Origin of the sequence: Streptomyces maremycinicus, from assembly GCF_001184025.1 — a bacterium.
GTDB classification, from domain to species: Bacteria; Actinomycetota; Actinomycetes; order Streptomycetales; family Streptomycetaceae; genus Streptomyces; species Streptomyces maremycinicus.
The window spans coordinates 430,785-446,414 of sequence record NZ_BBYG01000010.1 but is presented as its reverse complement, the minus strand read 5'-3'; the positions used below and the strand labels follow the sequence as shown (position 1 = coordinate 446,414).

Annotated in this window: 17 protein-coding genes; 9 read left to right on the top strand and 8 right to left on the bottom strand. The window is 72.6% G+C overall.

All coding sequences use genetic code 11. The annotated features are described in order from the left end of the window. Window positions 1-16: 16 nt before the first annotated feature. Genes AOQ37_RS09575 through AOQ37_RS09565 form a run of 3 tightly spaced genes read left to right on the top strand, consistent with a single transcriptional unit; the run spans window position 17 to window position 2,894 of the window. Entirely contained in the window at window positions 17-772 is a 756-nt protein-coding gene (locus AOQ37_RS09575; RefSeq protein WP_062643227.1) for a (Fe-S)-binding protein, read from the top strand. Then, a complete protein-coding gene (locus AOQ37_RS09570) occupies window positions 769-2,256 on the top strand; it encodes a LutB/LldF family L-lactate oxidation iron-sulfur protein (protein ID WP_062643225.1) in 1,488 nt (495 codons plus the stop codon). Before AOQ37_RS09575 ends, AOQ37_RS09570 begins: the two co-directional genes overlap by 4 nt. Beyond that, window positions 2,253-2,894 carry a LutC/YkgG family protein gene (locus AOQ37_RS09565; RefSeq protein WP_062643223.1) on the top strand — a complete coding sequence of 214 codons (642 nt, stop codon included), beginning with the start codon at window positions 2,253-2,255 and terminating at the stop codon, window positions 2,892-2,894. Before AOQ37_RS09570 ends, AOQ37_RS09565 begins: the two co-directional genes overlap by 4 nt. 102 nt (window positions 2,895-2,996) lie before the next feature. On the opposite strand, the gene AOQ37_RS09560 is transcribed toward AOQ37_RS09565, so the two are convergent. Beyond that, window positions 2,997-3,569 (bottom strand): hypothetical protein, encoded by a 573-nt coding sequence (locus tag AOQ37_RS09560; protein WP_062643222.1) that lies wholly within the window; start codon window positions 3,567-3,569, stop codon window positions 2,997-2,999. 154 nt (window positions 3,570-3,723) lie between these two features. On the opposite strand from AOQ37_RS09560, the gene AOQ37_RS09555 reads away from it, so the two are divergent. Together AOQ37_RS09555 and AOQ37_RS09550 are read left to right on the top strand one after the other, a co-directional pair. Next, entirely contained in the window at window positions 3,724-4,581 is an 858-nt protein-coding gene (locus tag AOQ37_RS09555) for an AAA family ATPase (protein ID WP_062643220.1), read from the top strand. Further along, window positions 4,578-5,930, top strand: coding sequence for a vWA domain-containing protein (locus AOQ37_RS09550; RefSeq protein WP_062643219.1), 1,353 nt, complete (start codon window positions 4,578-4,580; stop codon window positions 5,928-5,930). The genes AOQ37_RS09555 and AOQ37_RS09550 overlap by 4 nt, the downstream gene beginning before the upstream one ends. 21 nt (window positions 5,931-5,951) lie before the next feature. On the opposite strand, the gene AOQ37_RS09545 is transcribed toward AOQ37_RS09550, so the two are convergent. From AOQ37_RS09545 to AOQ37_RS09535, 3 genes are all read right to left on the bottom strand, one after another. Beyond that, complete coding sequence (locus AOQ37_RS09545) at window positions 5,952-6,311, bottom strand: cupin domain-containing protein (protein WP_062643217.1); 360 nt, start codon at window positions 6,309-6,311, stop codon at window positions 5,952-5,954. Window positions 6,312-6,453: 142 nt separating this feature from the next. After that, a complete protein-coding gene (locus tag AOQ37_RS09540; protein WP_062643216.1) occupies window positions 6,454-7,428 on the bottom strand; it encodes a threo-3-hydroxy-L-aspartate ammonia-lyase in 975 nt (324 codons plus the stop codon). Continuing rightward, window positions 7,425-8,198, bottom strand: coding sequence for a helix-turn-helix transcriptional regulator (locus AOQ37_RS09535; RefSeq protein ID WP_062643602.1), 774 nt, complete (start codon window positions 8,196-8,198; stop codon window positions 7,425-7,427). Before AOQ37_RS09535 ends, AOQ37_RS09540 begins: the two co-directional genes overlap by 4 nt. 174 nt (window positions 8,199-8,372) lie before the next feature. Between AOQ37_RS09535 and AOQ37_RS09530 the strand changes: the two genes are divergently transcribed. Continuing rightward, a complete protein-coding gene (locus AOQ37_RS09530; protein WP_062643214.1) occupies window positions 8,373-9,191 on the top strand; it encodes an SAM-dependent methyltransferase in 819 nt (272 codons plus the stop codon). A 25-nt stretch (window positions 9,192-9,216) separates the two neighbouring features. Here AOQ37_RS09530 and AOQ37_RS09525 read toward each other — a convergent pair whose 3' ends face one another. Together AOQ37_RS09525 and AOQ37_RS09520 are read right to left on the bottom strand one after the other, a co-directional pair. Then, the gene (locus AOQ37_RS09525; RefSeq protein ID WP_062643213.1) at window positions 9,217-10,140 is read right to left on the bottom strand and encodes a helix-turn-helix domain-containing protein; all 924 of its coding nucleotides are present in this window, start codon (window positions 10,138-10,140) and stop codon (window positions 9,217-9,219) included. Between the two features lie 95 nt (window positions 10,141-10,235). After that, a complete protein-coding gene (locus AOQ37_RS09520) occupies window positions 10,236-10,460 on the bottom strand; it encodes a DUF397 domain-containing protein (RefSeq protein ID WP_062643211.1) in 225 nt (74 codons plus the stop codon). A 139-nt stretch (window positions 10,461-10,599) separates the two neighbouring features. Between AOQ37_RS09520 and AOQ37_RS09515 the strand changes: the two genes are divergently transcribed. The 3 genes from AOQ37_RS09515 to AOQ37_RS09505 all read left to right on the top strand — a co-directional run bounded on the left by AOQ37_RS09515 (window position 10,600) and on the right by AOQ37_RS09505 (window position 12,616). Further along, on the top strand, window positions 10,600-11,085 hold the full coding sequence (locus tag AOQ37_RS09515; RefSeq protein WP_062643209.1) for an ATP-binding protein: 486 nt from the start codon (window positions 10,600-10,602) through the stop codon (window positions 11,083-11,085). 1 nt (window position 11,086) lies between these two features. Next, window positions 11,087-11,575, top strand: a complete 489-nt coding sequence (locus tag AOQ37_RS09510; protein ID WP_234436849.1) for a hypothetical protein — start codon at window positions 11,087-11,089, stop codon at window positions 11,573-11,575. Between the two features lie 75 nt (window positions 11,576-11,650). Next, window positions 11,651-12,616 (top strand): pirin family protein, encoded by a 966-nt coding sequence (locus AOQ37_RS09505; RefSeq protein WP_062643207.1) that lies wholly within the window; start codon window positions 11,651-11,653, stop codon window positions 12,614-12,616. A 114-nt stretch (window positions 12,617-12,730) separates the two neighbouring features. Here the strand turns inward: AOQ37_RS09505 and AOQ37_RS09500 are convergent, their stop codons facing one another. Both AOQ37_RS09500 and AOQ37_RS09495 read right to left on the bottom strand, forming a co-directional pair. Then, a complete protein-coding gene (locus AOQ37_RS09500; protein ID WP_062643205.1) occupies window positions 12,731-14,536 on the bottom strand; it encodes a RecQ family ATP-dependent DNA helicase in 1,806 nt (601 codons plus the stop codon). A 148-nt stretch (window positions 14,537-14,684) separates the two neighbouring features. Continuing rightward, entirely contained in the window at window positions 14,685-15,521 is an 837-nt protein-coding gene (locus tag AOQ37_RS09495; protein WP_062643203.1) for a helix-turn-helix domain-containing protein, read from the bottom strand. Between the last annotated feature and the right edge of the window lie 109 nt (window positions 15,522-15,630).

Here is a 15,630-nt window from a genome sequence, read left to right as displayed (position 1 = left end):
CCCCCAAGGAGCCGCGATGCGTGTCGCACTGTTCCTGACCTGTGTCAACGACACGCTCTATCCCGACACCGGCCGCGCTGTGGTGAAACTCCTGACCAGGCTGGGGGTAGAGGTCGACTTCCCGATGGCCCAGACCTGCTGCGGCCAGGCCCACTACAACACCGGCTACCGCCATGAGGCCGAGCCGCTCGCCCGGCATTTCTCCGATGTCTTCGGGGAGTACGAGGCGATCGTGACGCCCTCCGGGTCCTGCGGGGCGATGGTCCGGGAGCTGTATCCACGGATGGGCGAGCGGGCTCGGGCCGAGGGGCGCGGGGACACCCTCGCGGCCACCCTGGCGCCGGTGGTCCCGAAGACCTACGAGCTCACCGAGTTCCTGGTGGACGTGCTCGGGGTGACGGACGTCGGCGCGTACTACCCGCACACGGTGACGTACCACCCGACCTGTCACGGGCTGCGGGGACTGGGTCTCGGCGAGCGGCCCCGGCGGCTGCTCCAGGCGGTCGGGGGGCTGGAACTGGTGGAGCTGCCGGGGGCCGACGAGTGCTGCGGCTTCGGCGGGACCTTCGCGCTGAAGAACGCCGACGTCTCGGCGGCGATGGGCGCCGACAAGGTGCGCAACGCCGAGTCGACGGGCGCCGAGGTGCTGTGCGCGGCGGACAACTCCTGCCTGATGCACATCGGCGGGACCATGACCCGACTGGAGACGGCCATGCGGCCCGTGCACATCGCGGAGATCCTGGCGAGCACGGAGGAGGACCCGGCCGTATGAGCGGGACGTTCGTAGGAATGCCGGCCTTCCCGAAGGCCGCGCACGAGGCGGTCGGCAACCAGACCCTGCGCGCCAACCTGCGGCACGCCACGCACACCATCCGCGCCAAGCGGGCGGCCGCCGTGGCCGAGGTGTCCGACTGGGCGGAGCTGCGGGAGGCGGGCAAGCGGATCAAGGACCACACGCTGCGTCATCTCGACCGCTATCTCGTGCAGTTGGAGGAGTCGGTGACGGCGGCGGGCGGCGTCGTGCACTGGGCCGCCGACGCCGACGAGGCCAACCGGATCGTGGCCGACCTGGTCAAGGAGACCGGCGAGTCGGAGGTCGTCAAGGTCAAGTCGATGGCCACGCAGGAGATCGGGCTCAACGAGGCGCTGGAGGCGGAGGGCATCCGCGCCTACGAGACCGACCTCGCCGAGCTCATCGTGCAGTTGGGCAAGGACCGGCCTTCGCACATCCTGGTCCCCGCGATCCACCGCAACCGGGGGGAGATCCGGGACATCTTCGCCCGCGAGATGAGCGAGTGGGGCCGCCCCGCCCCCGAGGGGCTGACCGACACCCCCGCCGAACTCGCCGACGCCGCACGTCTGCATCTGCGCGAGAAGTTCCTGCGCGCCAAGGTCGGCGTCTCCGGCGCCAACTTCATGGTCGCCGAGACCGGCACCCTGGTGGTCGTGGAGTCCGAGGGCAACGGGCGGATGTGCCTGACCCTGCCCGAGACGCTGATCTCCGTCGTCGGCATCGAGAAGATCGTTCCGACCTGGCGGGACCTGGAGGTCTTCCTCCAGACCCTGCCCCGGTCCTCGACGGCCGAGCGCATGAACCCGTACACGTCGACCTGGACGGGCACGACGGACGGCGACGGTCCCCGGACCTTCCATCTGGTGCTGCTGGACAACGGCCGCACCGACACCCTCGCGGACGAGGTCGGCCGGCAGGCCCTGCGCTGCATCCGCTGCTCCGCCTGTCTGAACGTGTGCCCGGTGTACGAGCGGGCCGGCGGCCATGCCTACGGCTCGGTCTATCCGGGCCCGATCGGCGCGATCCTCAGCCCCCAGCTGCGCGGTACCGGGAGCGAGATCGACGCCTCGCTGCCGTACGCCTCGTCGCTGTGCGGCGCCTGCTACGAGGTGTGCCCGGTGGCCATCGACATCCCGGAGGTACTGGTGCACCTGCGGGAGCGGGTCGTCCAGGGCGGCCCGGTCACCCGCGAGGGCAACAAGGTGGTGCTCAAGCCGGCCAAGGGCCACGGCGCCGAGCGGGCCGCGATGCGGGCGGCGCGCTGGGCCTTCGGCCGGCCCGGCGCGCTGCGCGCCGGTCAGCGGCTGGCGTCCCGGACCCGTCGGCTCCATCCGCGTACGCTGCCCGGCCCCGGCAGGGCGTGGAGCGGCACGCGGGATCTGCCGGTGGTGCCCGCGGAGCCGTTCCGCGACTGGTGGCAGCGTACGAACGGCGGGACCGGCGACGAGGGGACGGCGAAATGAGCAGCAGGGAAAGGATCCTGGGCCGGGTGCGGCGCGCGCTGGCCGACGTACCGCGGGACGAGCCCCCGTACGAGGAAGCCGTCGCGCGCGACTATCTGCGCGAGCACGGTGCCCGGAGCGCCGAGGAGACGGTCGCGCTGCTGGCGGAGAACCTGGCGGACTACCGCGCCCTCGTGCACCGTTGCGGTGCCGACGAACTGCCGTCCCTGCTGGCCCGGTTGCTCGCGGAGCGGAAGGCGGCGACCGTGCTGGTGCCGCCCGGTCTCGACGAGGCGTGGCTGACCGAGACGGAGGTCGCGCGGGTGGCGGACCGGGTGGAGAGCGGCGCGCACGAACTCGACCGGGTGGACAGTGTGGTCACGGCGTGCGCGGTGGCGGTCGCCGAGACCGGGACGATCGTGCTGGACGGCGGCCCCGACCAGGGGCGGCGCCGGATCACCCTGGTCCCGGACCACCACATCTGTGTGGTGCGCGTCCCCGAGCAGGTGGTGTCGTCCGTGCCGCAGGCCCTCGAACGCCTCGATCCCGCCCGCCCGTTGACATGGATCTCGGGTCCTTCGGCGACCAGTGACATCGAGCTGGACCGGGTGGAGGGAGTGCACGGCCCGCGCACCCTCGAGGTGATCCTGGTCGGCTGAGCTCCCCAGGAGTCCCTGCCCCCGGGTGGAACGCGTTCTGGGGCATGCGCCGGGCACCTTCCCGCAGGGGGCGCGGCGCGGCGCGGCCGCGCTCCGGTGACCTCAGCAGTAGGTCATCGGGCGGCCGTGCCGAAGCGAGTGCTGGGCGGCGCGCAGGTAGAGCGCGGTGTAGAACGCCGTGGCCAGGTCCTCGGCCCAGGGGCCCGGCCGGGTGGCGGCGGCCTCCTCCGCCTCGCCTTCCAGGAACCAGAAGGTCAGTTCGAGGTTGCCGGGTCTCGCCGGTACGAGGTCCAGCGGCAGACCGAGGGCCCCGGCCAGCCGCTCGGCGAGCGCGAGGACGTACGGCGCCGCGACGACCAGCGTCTCGTCCGTGTAGGCGGAGCCGACGGGCAGCGGGACGGCCTCGTCCAGGGCGAACGGGACCAGCACCGACCAGTCGAGGAGGGCGTGCCGCTCCTGGGGGGTCAGCCGCTCCCGGCACAGCGCGTCGAAGCCGTCCATCGGCGGGCTCAGCTTCTCCTCGAACCGGCCCGGGGCCCCGCCGCCCTCCGGGGCGAACGGCGGCAGGCCGCGCCGCGCCAGCTCGGTGTTCAGGGCGGTGGCCACCTCTCCGTGGCCCTCCTCCCCCGCCGTCGACCAGTCGTCCGCACTCACGTCCACGAGATACACACCCATGGGCGCAACGTACCGGGAGCCACCGACAACCCCGGCGCCCCTGACGCCCCCGCCGCCGTCGGCCACACCGGCAACATCGACAAGCGAGGTGAACAAGCGCTTAGATAGTGGACGGATCGAGCACCGCCCACGATCGAACGCCCGGGAGGCCCCGTTGTTCACGTCCGTCGACGATGTCCGCGCCCGGCTCGCCGAGAGCGGCTACCTGGCCTCCCCCGCCGTCGCCACGACCGTCTTCCTCGCCGACCGGCTCGGCAAGCCGCTGCTCGTGGAGGGGCCCGCCGGCGTCGGCAAGACGGAACTCGCCAAGGCCGTGGCCCAGGTGGCGGGCGCCCGGCTGGTGCGGCTCCAGTGCTACGAGGGCGTCGACGAGTCCCGTGCGCTGTACGAGTGGAACCACGCCAAGCAGTTGCTGCGCATCAGCGCGGGCCGGGACGAGACCTGGGACGAGACCCGCACGGACATCTTCAGCGAGGAGTTCCTCCTCCCCCGGCCGCTGCTGGCCGCCATCCGCGGTGACGAGCCGACGGTCCTGCTGATCGACGAGACCGACAAGGCCGACGTCGAGGTCGAGGGACTGCTCCTCGAAGTGCTCAGCGACTTCCAGGTCACCGTCCCCGAACTCGGCACGATCACCGCCTCCCGCCGCCCGTTCGTGGTGCTCACCTCCAACGCGAGCCGCGAGCTGTCGGAGGCGCTGCGCCGCCGGTGCCTGTTCCTGCACATCGACTTCCCCGAGGAGGAGCTGGAGCGGCGGATCGTCCGGCTGAAGGTGCCCGGGATCGAGGCCGCGCTGGCCGAGTCGGTGGTCCGGGTGATCGGCGCGCTGCGCGCGATGGACCTGCGCAAGGCGCCCTCCGTCGCCGAGACCATCGACTGGGCGCGCACCCTGCTCGCGCTCGGCGCCACCGCCCTCGACGAGAACGTCGTGCGCGACAGCCTGGGTGTGATCCTCAAGCACCAGGACGACATCCTCAAGGCCGGTGCGAAGCTCGATCTGGACGCCGTGTGAGCGCCGAGGCCGCAGACCGTCTGGTCGGCCTCGTCGCCGCGCTGCGCGCGCACGGCCTGCGCGTCGGCACCGGCGAGACGGTGGACGCCGCCGAGGCGGCGGCGGCCCTGGGGTTCGCGGACCGTGATCTGCTGCGCGAGGGGCTGGCCGCCACCCTGCTGCACTCCCCGGACCAGCGACGGGTGTTCGACACCGTCTTCGATCTCTACTTCCCGCACGGAGTCGGCGCCCCCGCGGGCGAGCCCGGCGACCGTGACGACCTGCGCGACCGGCTGGCCGCCGCGCTCGCCGACGACGACGCGGCGATGCTGGCCCGGCTGGCGATCGAGGCGGTCGACGGGCTGGGCGGGTACGGGAGTTCACCGGGCGCGGACGGCTGGTCGTCGTACCAGACACTGGAACGGCTGCGCCCGCAGACGCTGCTCGCGCGGGTGCGGGAGGATCTCCGGGCCCGCGGCGGTGACGCCGGATTCGCCGACCGGCTCCTCGAGGACGAGATCCGGCGGCGCATCGAGTCCTTCCGCTCGCTGGTTGCCGGGGAGGCGCGGCGCCGGGTGGCGGAGCGGCGGGGACGCGACGAGATCGCCCGGCGGGCGGTGGCGCCGACCGCCGACCGGGTCGACTTCCTGTACGCCGGGAAGGACCGGCTGGCCGAACTGCGGCGGACGGTTCAGCCGTTGGCCCGCAAGCTCGCGACCCGGATGGCCGCGCGCCGCCGCCGGGCCGCCCGGGGCACCATCGACCTGCGGCGCACCCTGCGCGGCTCGCTCTCGACGGGCGGGGTGCCGATGCGGCCGGTGCTGCGCCGCCGGCGTCCGGCCCGGCCCGAACTGGTGCTGCTGTGCGATGTGTCGGGATCGGTGTCCGGCTTCTCCGACTTCACGATGCTGCTGGTGCAGGCGCTGCACGACCAGTTCAGCAAGGTCCGGGTGTTCGCCTTCGTCAACCGGATCGACGAGGTGACCGGCCTCCTCGAACACGGCGCGGCGGACCCGGAGGGCCTCGGCGCCCGCATCCGGGCCGAGGCGACCCTGACCGGCTACCACGGCAGCAGCGACTACGGCGTCGCCCTGGGCGAGTTCGTCGAGCGGTACGGTGCGGCGGTCGGCCCGCGCACCACGGTGTTCCTGCTCGGCGACGCGCGGACGAACATGAGCGACCCGAACCTGGCCGCGCTCCGGCGGATCGCCGGGCAGGCCCGGCACGTGCACTGGCTGAACCCGGAGCCGCGCTCCCTGTGGGGCACCGGCGACTCGGCCGCACCCGAGTACGCCGGGGCGGTCGCGATGCACGAGTGCCGCAACGCCCACCAACTCGGCCTCCTGGTGAGCCGGTTGCTCCCGGTCTAGCGGTATCCGGCCGCCGCTGTCCTACTGCGCCTTCGCGTAGTCCTTGGCCATCGCCCCGGCGAAGTCGTAGACCACGCACTGCTCGTCGCCAACGACCCAGGCGTCATGTCCGGGCGACACCACGAAGACGTCGCCGGGGCCGAGTTCGCCCTCGCCGCCCTCGTCCATGGTGATGTGCATACGGCCCTGGACCACATAGCCGTTGTGGTGGATCTGGCAGGTGGGGGTGCCCGCGAGGGACGCGAGCGACTCGGACCAGCGCCAGCCCGGTTCGAAGGTCGCCACGGCGAAGTCGAGCCCCGTCATATGGACGGCCTCGAGGTGCCCTCTGGGGAAATCACGTCGTTCGTCCGGCTTCTCGAGCGCCTTCACTTCCATCATGACGCTCCTCCTTCCGGCCGCGCCTGACCACGGCCGGGGCCGGTCTCCCCGGCGGCCCTGGGCGTCGCCGGTCGGGGGCCGAGCCCCTCTCCTCCATCCTCCGCCCCTCTCGCGGGGCCCGCCAATCGGTGGTAGGGACCGCTCAGCCACCGCCGCACAGTTCGGCGAAGCGTGCGGTGTCCACGTTGCCGCCGGAGATGATCACCCCGACCCGCCGGGGCAGGGCGCCGGCCCGCCCGGCGAGCAGGGCGGCGAGCGGGGTGGCGCCGCTCGGCTCCACGACGATCTTCAGGCGTTCGAAGGCGAACCGCATGGCCGCGCGGATCTCGTCGTCGCCGACCAGGGCGATCTCGTCCACGAGCCGCCGGTTCACCGAGAAGGTCAGCTCGCCGGGTGTGTGCAGGGCCTGGCCGTCGGCGATGGTGCGCGGCACCGGGATCTCGACCCGCCGGCCCGCCTCCAGCGACCGCTTCGTGTCGTCCCCGGCCTCCGGTTCGACCCCGACGACCCGGGTGGCCGGTCGCAGCCCCTTGACCGCGGTCGCGCTGCCGGCGATCAGTCCGCCGCCCCCGACCGGCACCAGCAGGGCGTCCAGTTCGCCCGCCTCCTCGAGGAGTTCGAGCGCGGCGGTGCCCTGGCCGGCCATGACGTGCGGGTGCTCGTAGGGCGGGATCAGCGCCAGGCCCCGGTCGGCGGCCAGCGCCTCGGCGATGGCCACCCGGTCGCCGGTGTACCGGTCGTAGGTCACGATCTCGGCGCCGTAGCCCCGCGTCGCCGCCCGCTTGGAGCGGGGCGCGTCCTCGGGCATGACGATCACGGCGGTGGTGCCGAGTTCCCGCGCGGCCAGGGCGACGGCCTGGGCGTGGTTGCCGGAGGAGTACGCGGCGATGCCCCGGGCCAGCTGCTCCGGGGCCAGCCGGGAGGCGGCGTTGTAGGCCCCTCGGAACTTGAAGGCGCCGACACGCTGGAAGTTCTCGCACTTCAGCAGCACCTCGGCGCCGACCAGCGCGTCCAGGGTGCGGGAGCGGAGCACCGGCGTGCGGTGCGCGACGCCCTTGAGCCGGGCGGCCGCGTCGCGCACGTCGTCGAGAGTGATCGGCGGAGGTGTGGTCGTCACGGATGTGCTCCCTCGGGGTTGTCGTCGGTGCTCGCGGTACTTCCGGTGCCGCCGGTACCGCCGGTGCCGACAGTGGCGGCGGGGTCGCCGGTGTCCTCGGCGCGGTCGGCTCCGGTCGGGTGGGTGGCTCGGGCCTGGGAGAGGTAGCTGTACGCGGAGGCCCGGGAGATGCCGAGGCGGGCGGCGACCTGCTCGATCGCGCGGCGCACCGCGAACACACCGCGTTCGTCCAGGCCGCGGAACAGCGTCAGGCGCCGCGCCCGGTCCAGGCCGGCCCAGGTCTGGCCCTGGTGCCGCAGACGATCGTCGAGCAGGGCGTCCACGACGGAGTCGATGTCGTCACCGAAGGTGGTCACCGGCACCTCGGCCGCGCCGCCGGCCGCCCCCGCGAGCGCCGCCAGCAGACCCCGCGCCCGGTCCACCTCGGTGACGTCCACGTTGACGCACAGCGCGCCGAAGACCGAGCCGGTGGAGTCGCGCAGCACCATCGTGGACGACTTCACCAGCCGCCCGGCGCCGGTGCGGGTGACGTAGTTCAGTTCGTCGGCGGCGTCGTCGCCGCGGGCGAGGACCCGCATGCCGATCTCGCTCATCGCCCCGCCGACCGTGCGGCCCGTCACCGATCCGGCCACGGCGACGACGGACCGGTCCGGCCGCCGGTAGTCGTGCAGCACCACCTCGCACACCGGCCCGAACGTGGCCGCGATGCCGTCGACGACGGGGGTGAGCGCACGCAGGATCACGTCCTGCTCGCTCTCCTGGGACATCATGACCATGATTAGACCATACGTCCAGGAGCTGGACCAGCAGTCCAGATTCGGACGCCGCGGGCGGACACCTTCAGGGGAACCGTCGATCAAGGGGTGGTGTCGCCAATTGCCGCTTCCCTAGGATGTGTTGTCGACCGCGCCAGTCCGTGGCACGGAGGCCTTCCGGGGGAAGAGATGCAGCCTGGCAAGCAGCTGTCCACGTCGATCGATGCGGCCGTCCCCACAGCCGCCCGCATGTACGACCACTACCTGGGCGGCAAGGACAACTACGCGGCCGACCGCGCGGCCTGCGAGGAGCTCGACAAGGTCGTCCCGAGCACCCGCGCCCTCGCGCTGAACAACCGCCGCTTCCTCCAGCGGGTGGTCAGGACCCTGACCCAGGAGTTCGGGATCCGGCAGTTCCTGGACCACGGCTCCGGCCTGCCCACCCAGGACAACGTGCACCAGGTCGCCCAGCGCGTCGACCCGACCGCGCACGTCGTCTACGTCGACAACGACCCCATGGTGCTGGTGCACGGCCGGGCGCTGCTGGAGCAGGACGACCGGACCGCCGTCATCCACGCCGACATGCGGGAGACCCAGGCGATCTTCGCGCACGAGGACACCCGGCGCCTGATCGACTTCTCACAGCCGGTGGCCGTGCTGTTCAACTCGGTCTTCCACTGCATCCCGGACAGCGACACCGACGGCCCGCAGGCCGTGGTCCGCCGGGTGACCGAACGCCTGGCACCGGGCAGCTTCCTGGTGATGTGTCAGCTGGTCAGCGAGGACCCGAAGGTCAGGGAGTTCGTCACCGACTTCATGGACAAGGCCACCCAGGGCCACTGGGGCCGGGTCCGTCAGGAGGCGGACGTCGCCGCGTTCTTCGAGGGCACGCAGATCCTCGACCCGGGACTGGTGGAGGTCTCCACCTGGCGGCCCGACACCGAGGTCGTGCCCCGCCAGCTCACGCAGGAGTGGATCGAGTTCGGCGGGGTCGCCCGCGTCGGCTGAGCCGCCTCGGCTGAGCCGCGTCGGTTCAGGGAGCGGCGGCGTAGCGCTGCCGCGCCGTCTTCTTCAGCAGCGCCATGGAGGCACGCGGGTCGAGAGCCTCGTCCGCGAGCCGGTCCAGCGCGACCCGGTACTCCTCCGTCTCGTCCCGGTCCTCCAGGAAGGTCGCGCTCCTGATCTGCTCCAGATAGACGACGTCGGGCAGATCGACGCCGCCGAACCGCAGGTAGGTGACCGGTATGGCCGGCGCGGAGGCGTGCGTCACGTCCAACGGCACGACCTGGACGGTGACATGGGGCTGCTGCGCCAGCTCCACGAGGTGGTCGAGCTGCTCGCGCATCACCTCGGTGCCGCCCAGCACCCGCAGCAGCACCGACTCGTCGAGGACGGCCCACACCTGCGGGGCGTCCGGCCGCCGCAGCAGTTCGGTGCGCCGGGTCCGCAGCTCCACCCGCCGCTCGACCTCCCGGGGCGTGGCCGAGGGCAGCCCGCGCTCGACGACGGCGCGCGCGTACGCGGGGGTCTGGAGCAGGCCCGGCACGTACTGGATCTCGAAGGTACGGATCGCGGTGGCCGCCTCCTGGAGACCGACCAGCCGGTCGAACCACTCGGGCATGAGCCGCTTGTCGTAGCGCTGCCACCAGCCCGGCTCACCCGCCTGCCGCAGCAGCCGGAGCAGCACGGAGGCCTCGTGGTCGTCCGTCCCGTACAGCGACAGCAGCTTGCGGACGTCCGCCTCGACGGGCGGCTTGCGGCCCTTGCCCGCCTCGATGCGTGACAGCTTCGCCGGGCTGAACCCGACGGCCCGCGCCGCCTGGTCCTGGGAGAGGCCGGCATCCTCCCGGATACCCGTCAGCTGCACGCCGACCAGCATTTTCAGCAAGGTCGGGGCAGGCTCGGCCCGGTTCAGATACGGTTCGAGGCGGGACACTCGAGGTGACTCGACGGACATCCTGACTCCCCGTGGACCGGCAGACGACAGACCGCAGTATCGCACCCGATGCCCTCCGACCGCACGCGGCAGGGGAATTGGGCCTCAACCGAGCCCTATCGGACCAGGTGGTCGAACTCCCCGCCCTTCGCCCCGGCCACGAACGCGGCGACCTCGGCCGGCGTGTACACGAGCGCCGGGCCGTCGGGATCACGGGAGTTGCGCAGTGCGACACCACCCCCGTCCAGGGCCGCGACCTCGACACAGTTGCCCTCGGCGTTGCTGTGACTGCTCTTGATCCAGCGGACGCCCAGCGAACTCGCCCGTACTCCGTTCGACACTGACGACACTGCACTCTCCTCGCTTCGTACGCGCAATTTCTCGTGAAATTGCACGAGGACCTCGTCAGCGTGGATAATAGCCATGCCGTCAACCGCAGTTCCAACCCGTTGTCCTGACGCCGCCTCAGGGAGATGCCCCGTGTCATCACCTGCGCATATCCGGAGCCACGAGTCCGTCTTCGTCCGCGACTCCCCCAGAACAGCCGCCCTGTACCTCAGGGGCAGCCGGGAGGGGTTCGCCCAGGCACGGGAGTTCACCCAGCGCACCCTGGACTGCTGGTCCCTGGAGCGCTGTACCGACGACGCGCTCACCGTCGTCACCGAACTGGCGGCCAACGCCGTCCTGCACGCCCTCCCGCACGCCTCGACCGACGAGTTCCCGGTACGCCTCCGGCTCACCCTGCGCCGGGCGCACCTGGTGTGCGCGGTCACCGACCCGAGCGACAGCCTGCCCGTCCACGCGCGCACCGCGGACGCCCTGCTGGAACACGGCCGCGGACTGCACATCGTCGAGGCCCTCTCCGACCACTGGGGCTGGACCAGGCGCGCCCCCGTGGGCAAGACCGTCTGGGCGATGCTGCCGACCCGTCCCTGCCCCGACCCCGACCCGGTATCCCACACCTGACATGACTGCCACCAAGAGACCCGCACCGCTCGAGGACCTGGGACACATACCGTGGCCCGAGATCAAGGACTCCACCGGCTCCGCGGCGGGCATCCCCCTCCTGCTCACCACCCTCGCCCGCGGCGACGCCGACAGCGCCGACTCGGCGCTCGGGCAACTGCGCCGCCGGATCTGCCAGTTCGGCTTCGTCGTCGACGAGGCGACGGCCGCCACGGTGCCCTTCCTCTGGGAACTGGTCCGGCTCCCCCAGGTCACCTGCCGCGCGGAGATCCTGCGCCTGCTGAAGAGCATCGCCGACACCCGGCAGTGGGAGACCACCGCCGTCGCGTACCCCAAGCTGCTGCACCACCCCGACAACTACGTGGCATGGGAACGCGCCGCCCGGCACGCCGTCCGCGCGCAGCGCGACGTCCTGCGTCACCTGCTCGCCGAGCAGGACACCGACATCGTGCGGGCCACCTCGGACCTCGCCGCGACCCTGGCCGACTGATCCGCCGCCGACGGGCACGCCGACCCGGTGCCGCTCCGTGTGCGCGACGCCGCACCCGACCGCTAGGTTGACCGCATGAGCAACCTTGACCGCGCCCCCGTACCCAGTCTGTGCGGCGGCCGTGGATTCGTCGTCGCCGAACCCGTGCGCGAACTGCTGAGCCCTCGGCATGTGAAGCTCGGCGGGTCCACCGAGGTGCGCCGGCTGCTGCCCAACCTCGGCCGGCGCATGATCGGCGCCTGGGCGTTCGTCGACCACTACGGCCCCGACGACATCGCCGACGAGCCCGGCATGCAGGTCCCGCCGCATCCGCACATGGGGCTCCAGACCGTCAGCTGGCTGCACAAGGGCGAGGTGCTGCACCGCGATTCGACCGGCAGCCTCCAGACCATCCGGCCCAGGGAACTCGGTCTGATGACCTCGGGGCGGGCGATCAGCCACTCCGAGGAGAGCCCGCGCTCGCACGCCCGGTTCCTGCACGGCGCCCAGCTGTGGGTCGCGCTGCCGGACGCCCACCGGCACACCGACCCCCACTTCGAGCACCACGCCGAGCTGCCCACGGTCGCCGCCCCCGGTCTCACCGCCACCGTGCTCCTCGGCACCCTCGACGGCTCCACCTCCCCCGGCACGACGTACACCCCCCTGGTCGGCGCCGACCTGGCGCTGGCCCGGGGCACGGACGTCCGGCTGCCGCTGGACCCCGACTTCGAGTACGGCGTGCTGTCGATGTCCGGCGAGGCGCACGTGGACGGCGTGCCCGTGCTGCCCGGCTCGATGCTCTACCTCGGCTGCGGCCGCACCGAACTGCCCCTGCGGGCCGAGTCCGACGCGGCCCTGATGCTCCTCGGCGGCGAGCCGTTCGAGGAGGAGCTCGTCATGTGGTGGAACTTCGTCGGCCGGTCCCAGGAGGAGATCACCCAGGCCCGCGAGGACTGGACCACGGGTACCCGCTTCGGCGAGGTCAAGGGCTACGACGGAGCACCCCTGCGCGCCCCGGAACTGCCGCCGACCCCGCTGAAGCCGCGGGGGCGCGTGCGCTGACCCCCGGGCTGCGGGTTCGGAGCGCCTCGTCCTCCGACCGCGGCCGACGGCGCGGCGAGGGGCGGGGCGACGGGCGGGGTGGCATCTCCGGGCGCCGGACCCGCGGGTCCGGCGTCAGCGGGGTGAGTCGGGCAGCGCGGCGAGCAACTGCTTGTCCGTGACCACGGCCAGCGACAGGGTGCGATAGCCGACCGACTCGAACAAGATGGTGATCTTGCCGTCGCCCTCGCTCATGACCTCGCCCTCACCCCACCGGTCGTGGCGCACACGGACGCCCGGCAGATAGGCGTGATCGTCCGCGGCGGGCCGTGCGACGGTCTGCGTCGTCCGGCCGGCAGCCGCCATGGCGCCCGCGCGTGCACCGGCCCGGGTCCACCGGCGCTGCCGCGCGGCCGCCTTGTGCGGCCGTCCGGCGGTCCGGGACCGCTCGCGCCCGGGCCCGGCCGCGAACTCGGACACCGGGCCCGTGCAGTTGCCGCACGCCCCGCACGGGACGGGGACGGACTCGCCGAAATAGCCGAGGAGGAACCGCCGACGGCAGTCGGTCGTCTCGGCGTACCCGCGCATCATGTCGACCCGGGACTGCTCGAGTTTGCGGTGGGTGGCGTGCACGGCGAGGGCGCTCCGGACGGCGGCGTCGATCTCGTCGTCCGCGGAGGCGCCGTCGGTGCGGACCGCGCCGGTGAAGCGGCTGCCGTTCCGTCCGGTGCGGACCGCCCCGGCCTCCTCCAGGAGGTTCAGCACGGCGGACAGGGCCGTCGCGCCGAGATCGCAGTCCGCGCGGAGCCGGGTCGCGCCCAAGGGGCCCTCCTCGTCGCGCAGCCGCTGGGCGACGCGCCGCAGCGCGTCGGCGTCGGGAGCGCCGGCGGCGAAGAAGCGTTGCAGTCCGAGATCCTGTGGGCGGTAGGCGAGGATCGCCCTGGCCGGTGCCCCGTCGCGGCCGGCGCGGCCGATCTCCTGGTAGTAGGCGTCGAGCGAACCGGGAACGGAGGCGTGCAGCACGAACCGTACGTCCGCCTTGTCGATGCCCATCCCGAACGCCGAGGTCGCCACGACCACGTCGAGTTCACCGGAGCTGAACCGGTCGTGGATCCGCTCGCGTTCGGCGGCGGACCGGCCCGCGTGGTAGCTCTCGGCGGAGAGTCCCAGGTCGCTCAACTGCTCGGCGTAGCTGTCCGCCGCCCGCCGCGTCCCCGCGTACACGATTCCGGGCTTCTCCTCGACGGCCGCCCGTTCCACGACGAACCGCTCCTTGGCGGCCGCGTCCTGAAAGGTCGACACGTTCAGGTCGATGTTGGGACGGTCGAAGCCGGCCACTGTCTCCACCGGGTCGTGCATGCCGAGCCGTTCGGCGATGTCCCGGCGTACCGGGGCGGCCGCGTTCGCGGTCAGGGCGAGAACCGGCGGGTTGCCGAGCCGCTCGCGTGCTTGGCGCAACCGCAGGTAGTCCGGCCGGAAATCGTGTCCCCAGGACGACACACAGTGTGCCTCGTCCACCACCAGCAACCTGGGCCGGACGGCGGCGAGCCGGTCCGTGACCTCCGGCTTGGCGAGCTGCTCGGGAGCGAGGAAGACCACGTCGACCGAAGAGGCGCTGATGCGGGCCCATGCCGTCTCGTTGTCGCTCCGGCGCTGCGCGGAGTTGATGGCGGCGGCACGCAGCGCGCCGGATCCGAGCAGGCTCTGCATCTGGTCGCGCTGAAGCGCGATCAGCGGCGAGACGACCACGACCGGGCCGCCCAGCAGGACCGCGGGCACCTGGTACACCGCGGACTTGCCCGCACCGGTCGGCATGACGGCGAGTACGTCACGCCCTTTCATCACGGCCTTCATCGCGCTCAGTTGGGCCGGACGCAGTTGCTGCCAGCCGAATACCCGACGGGCGGTGCCGCGCAGACGACGGGAGGTGAGTGCGAGCATGGTTCTCCTTGCGGGATGGGCGTCCGACCGCCGTGTGTCTGGCGGCTACCCCGGTTCGCCGGGATATCGCCTCACCTCGTGCCGCGGCCTCGCACAGCCCAGGGCCCACCCTCTCCGGAACTGCCCCGGCGGCCCGGGCGTCCACCGGTCACGAGATGGCGCGGAGCCGGCCGTGCGGTCGGCGGCGGAGCCGGTCGACGGCCTGGGCCGTCTCCTCGTCCGCGGGCAGGAGGACGACGAGTTGCTGGGCGTCCGAGGGGAGTTCGAGTGTCTCGCGGCGCAGCCGGATCTCGGGTCCGGCGGGGTGCTGGAGCCGGAGGACGCCACGGGGTGGCACCACATGGCGGTTGCGGCGGCGGGTGAACTCGGGTCCGGCGGCGGCCGCGAGCTGCGCGGTCAGCCACTCGGAGTTCTCGACGGACGGCCCGAGCCACAGGTCGAACGCCTGCTCGTCGGCGATGTCGTCCCAGTCGGTGAAGAAGGTGCGGGCGCGCGGGTCGGTGAAGACGTAGCGGGTGAGGTTCGGGTGGTCGCCGTCGAGCAGTCCGGACGCGCCGGTCACCGCCTCGTACGCACCGGTGTGCGCCAGGATGTCGCCCAGCCGGTTGGTGACCACGGCGATGCCCGGTTCGAGGAGGCGCAGCGTCTCGAGGACCGACGGCCGCACCTGCCGGGTCGGCGGTACGGGCTGGGAGTGCGCGGTGCATTCGCCACCGGTGATCTTCGCGAGGTAGCGCAGATGGTCGCGTTCCGAGGGAGAGAGGCTGAGAGCGTCGGCCAGCGCGTGGATGACCGCCAACGAGGGACGGCGGTCGCGGCCCTGCTCGATGCGGGTCAGGTATTCGACGCTGATGCCGGCTCGCGCGGCCAGATCCAGCCGCCGAAGCCCCGGTGACCGGCGGCGGCCACGATCGGGCAGCCCCAGCGACCGCGGCTGGATGCTGTCGCGCTTGGCCCGGACGAAATCTCCCAACGGCGTGCCCATGCAAGGAGGATAGGGCGCCCACCGCCGAGGGCGCGGCGCTCAGCGTGGCCCTGTGGGGGCCAGCCTGGGCACGGTCTGGCTGCGGCCGCGGTGCGGCCCGATCGTGGTG

What these genes read in the sequence shown, in the direction of transcription:
- AOQ37_RS09575 (WP_062643227.1), top strand. Translation starts at nt 17, where the DNA reads ATGCGTGTCGCACTGTTCCTGACCTGTGTCAACGACACGCTCTATCCC.
- AOQ37_RS09570 (WP_062643225.1), top strand. Translation starts at nt 769, where the DNA reads ATGAGCGGGACGTTCGTAGGAATGCCGGCCTTCCCGAAGGCCGCGCAC.
- AOQ37_RS09565 (WP_062643223.1), top strand. Translation starts at nt 2,253, where the DNA reads ATGAGCAGCAGGGAAAGGATCCTGGGCCGGGTGCGGCGCGCGCTGGCC.
- AOQ37_RS09560 (WP_062643222.1), bottom strand. Translation starts at nt 3,569, where the DNA reads ATGGGTGTGTATCTCGTGGACGTGAGTGCGGACGACTGGTCGACGGCG.
- AOQ37_RS09545 (WP_062643217.1), bottom strand. Translation starts at nt 6,311, where the DNA reads ATGATGGAAGTGAAGGCGCTCGAGAAGCCGGACGAACGACGTGATTTC.
- AOQ37_RS09535 (WP_062643602.1), bottom strand. Translation starts at nt 8,198, where the DNA reads ATGATGTCCCAGGAGAGCGAGCAGGACGTGATCCTGCGTGCGCTCACC.
- AOQ37_RS09530 (WP_062643214.1), top strand. Translation starts at nt 8,373, where the DNA reads ATGCAGCCTGGCAAGCAGCTGTCCACGTCGATCGATGCGGCCGTCCCC.
- AOQ37_RS09525 (WP_062643213.1), bottom strand. Translation starts at nt 10,140, where the DNA reads ATGTCCGTCGAGTCACCTCGAGTGTCCCGCCTCGAACCGTATCTGAAC.
- AOQ37_RS09510 (WP_234436849.1), top strand. Translation starts at nt 11,087, where the DNA reads ATGACTGCCACCAAGAGACCCGCACCGCTCGAGGACCTGGGACACATA.
- AOQ37_RS09505 (WP_062643207.1), top strand. Translation starts at nt 11,651, where the DNA reads ATGAGCAACCTTGACCGCGCCCCCGTACCCAGTCTGTGCGGCGGCCGT.
- AOQ37_RS09500 (WP_062643205.1), bottom strand. Translation starts at nt 14,536, where the DNA reads ATGCTCGCACTCACCTCCCGTCGTCTGCGCGGCACCGCCCGTCGGGTA.
- AOQ37_RS09495 (WP_062643203.1), bottom strand. Translation starts at nt 15,521, where the DNA reads ATGGGCACGCCGTTGGGAGATTTCGTCCGGGCCAAGCGCGACAGCATC.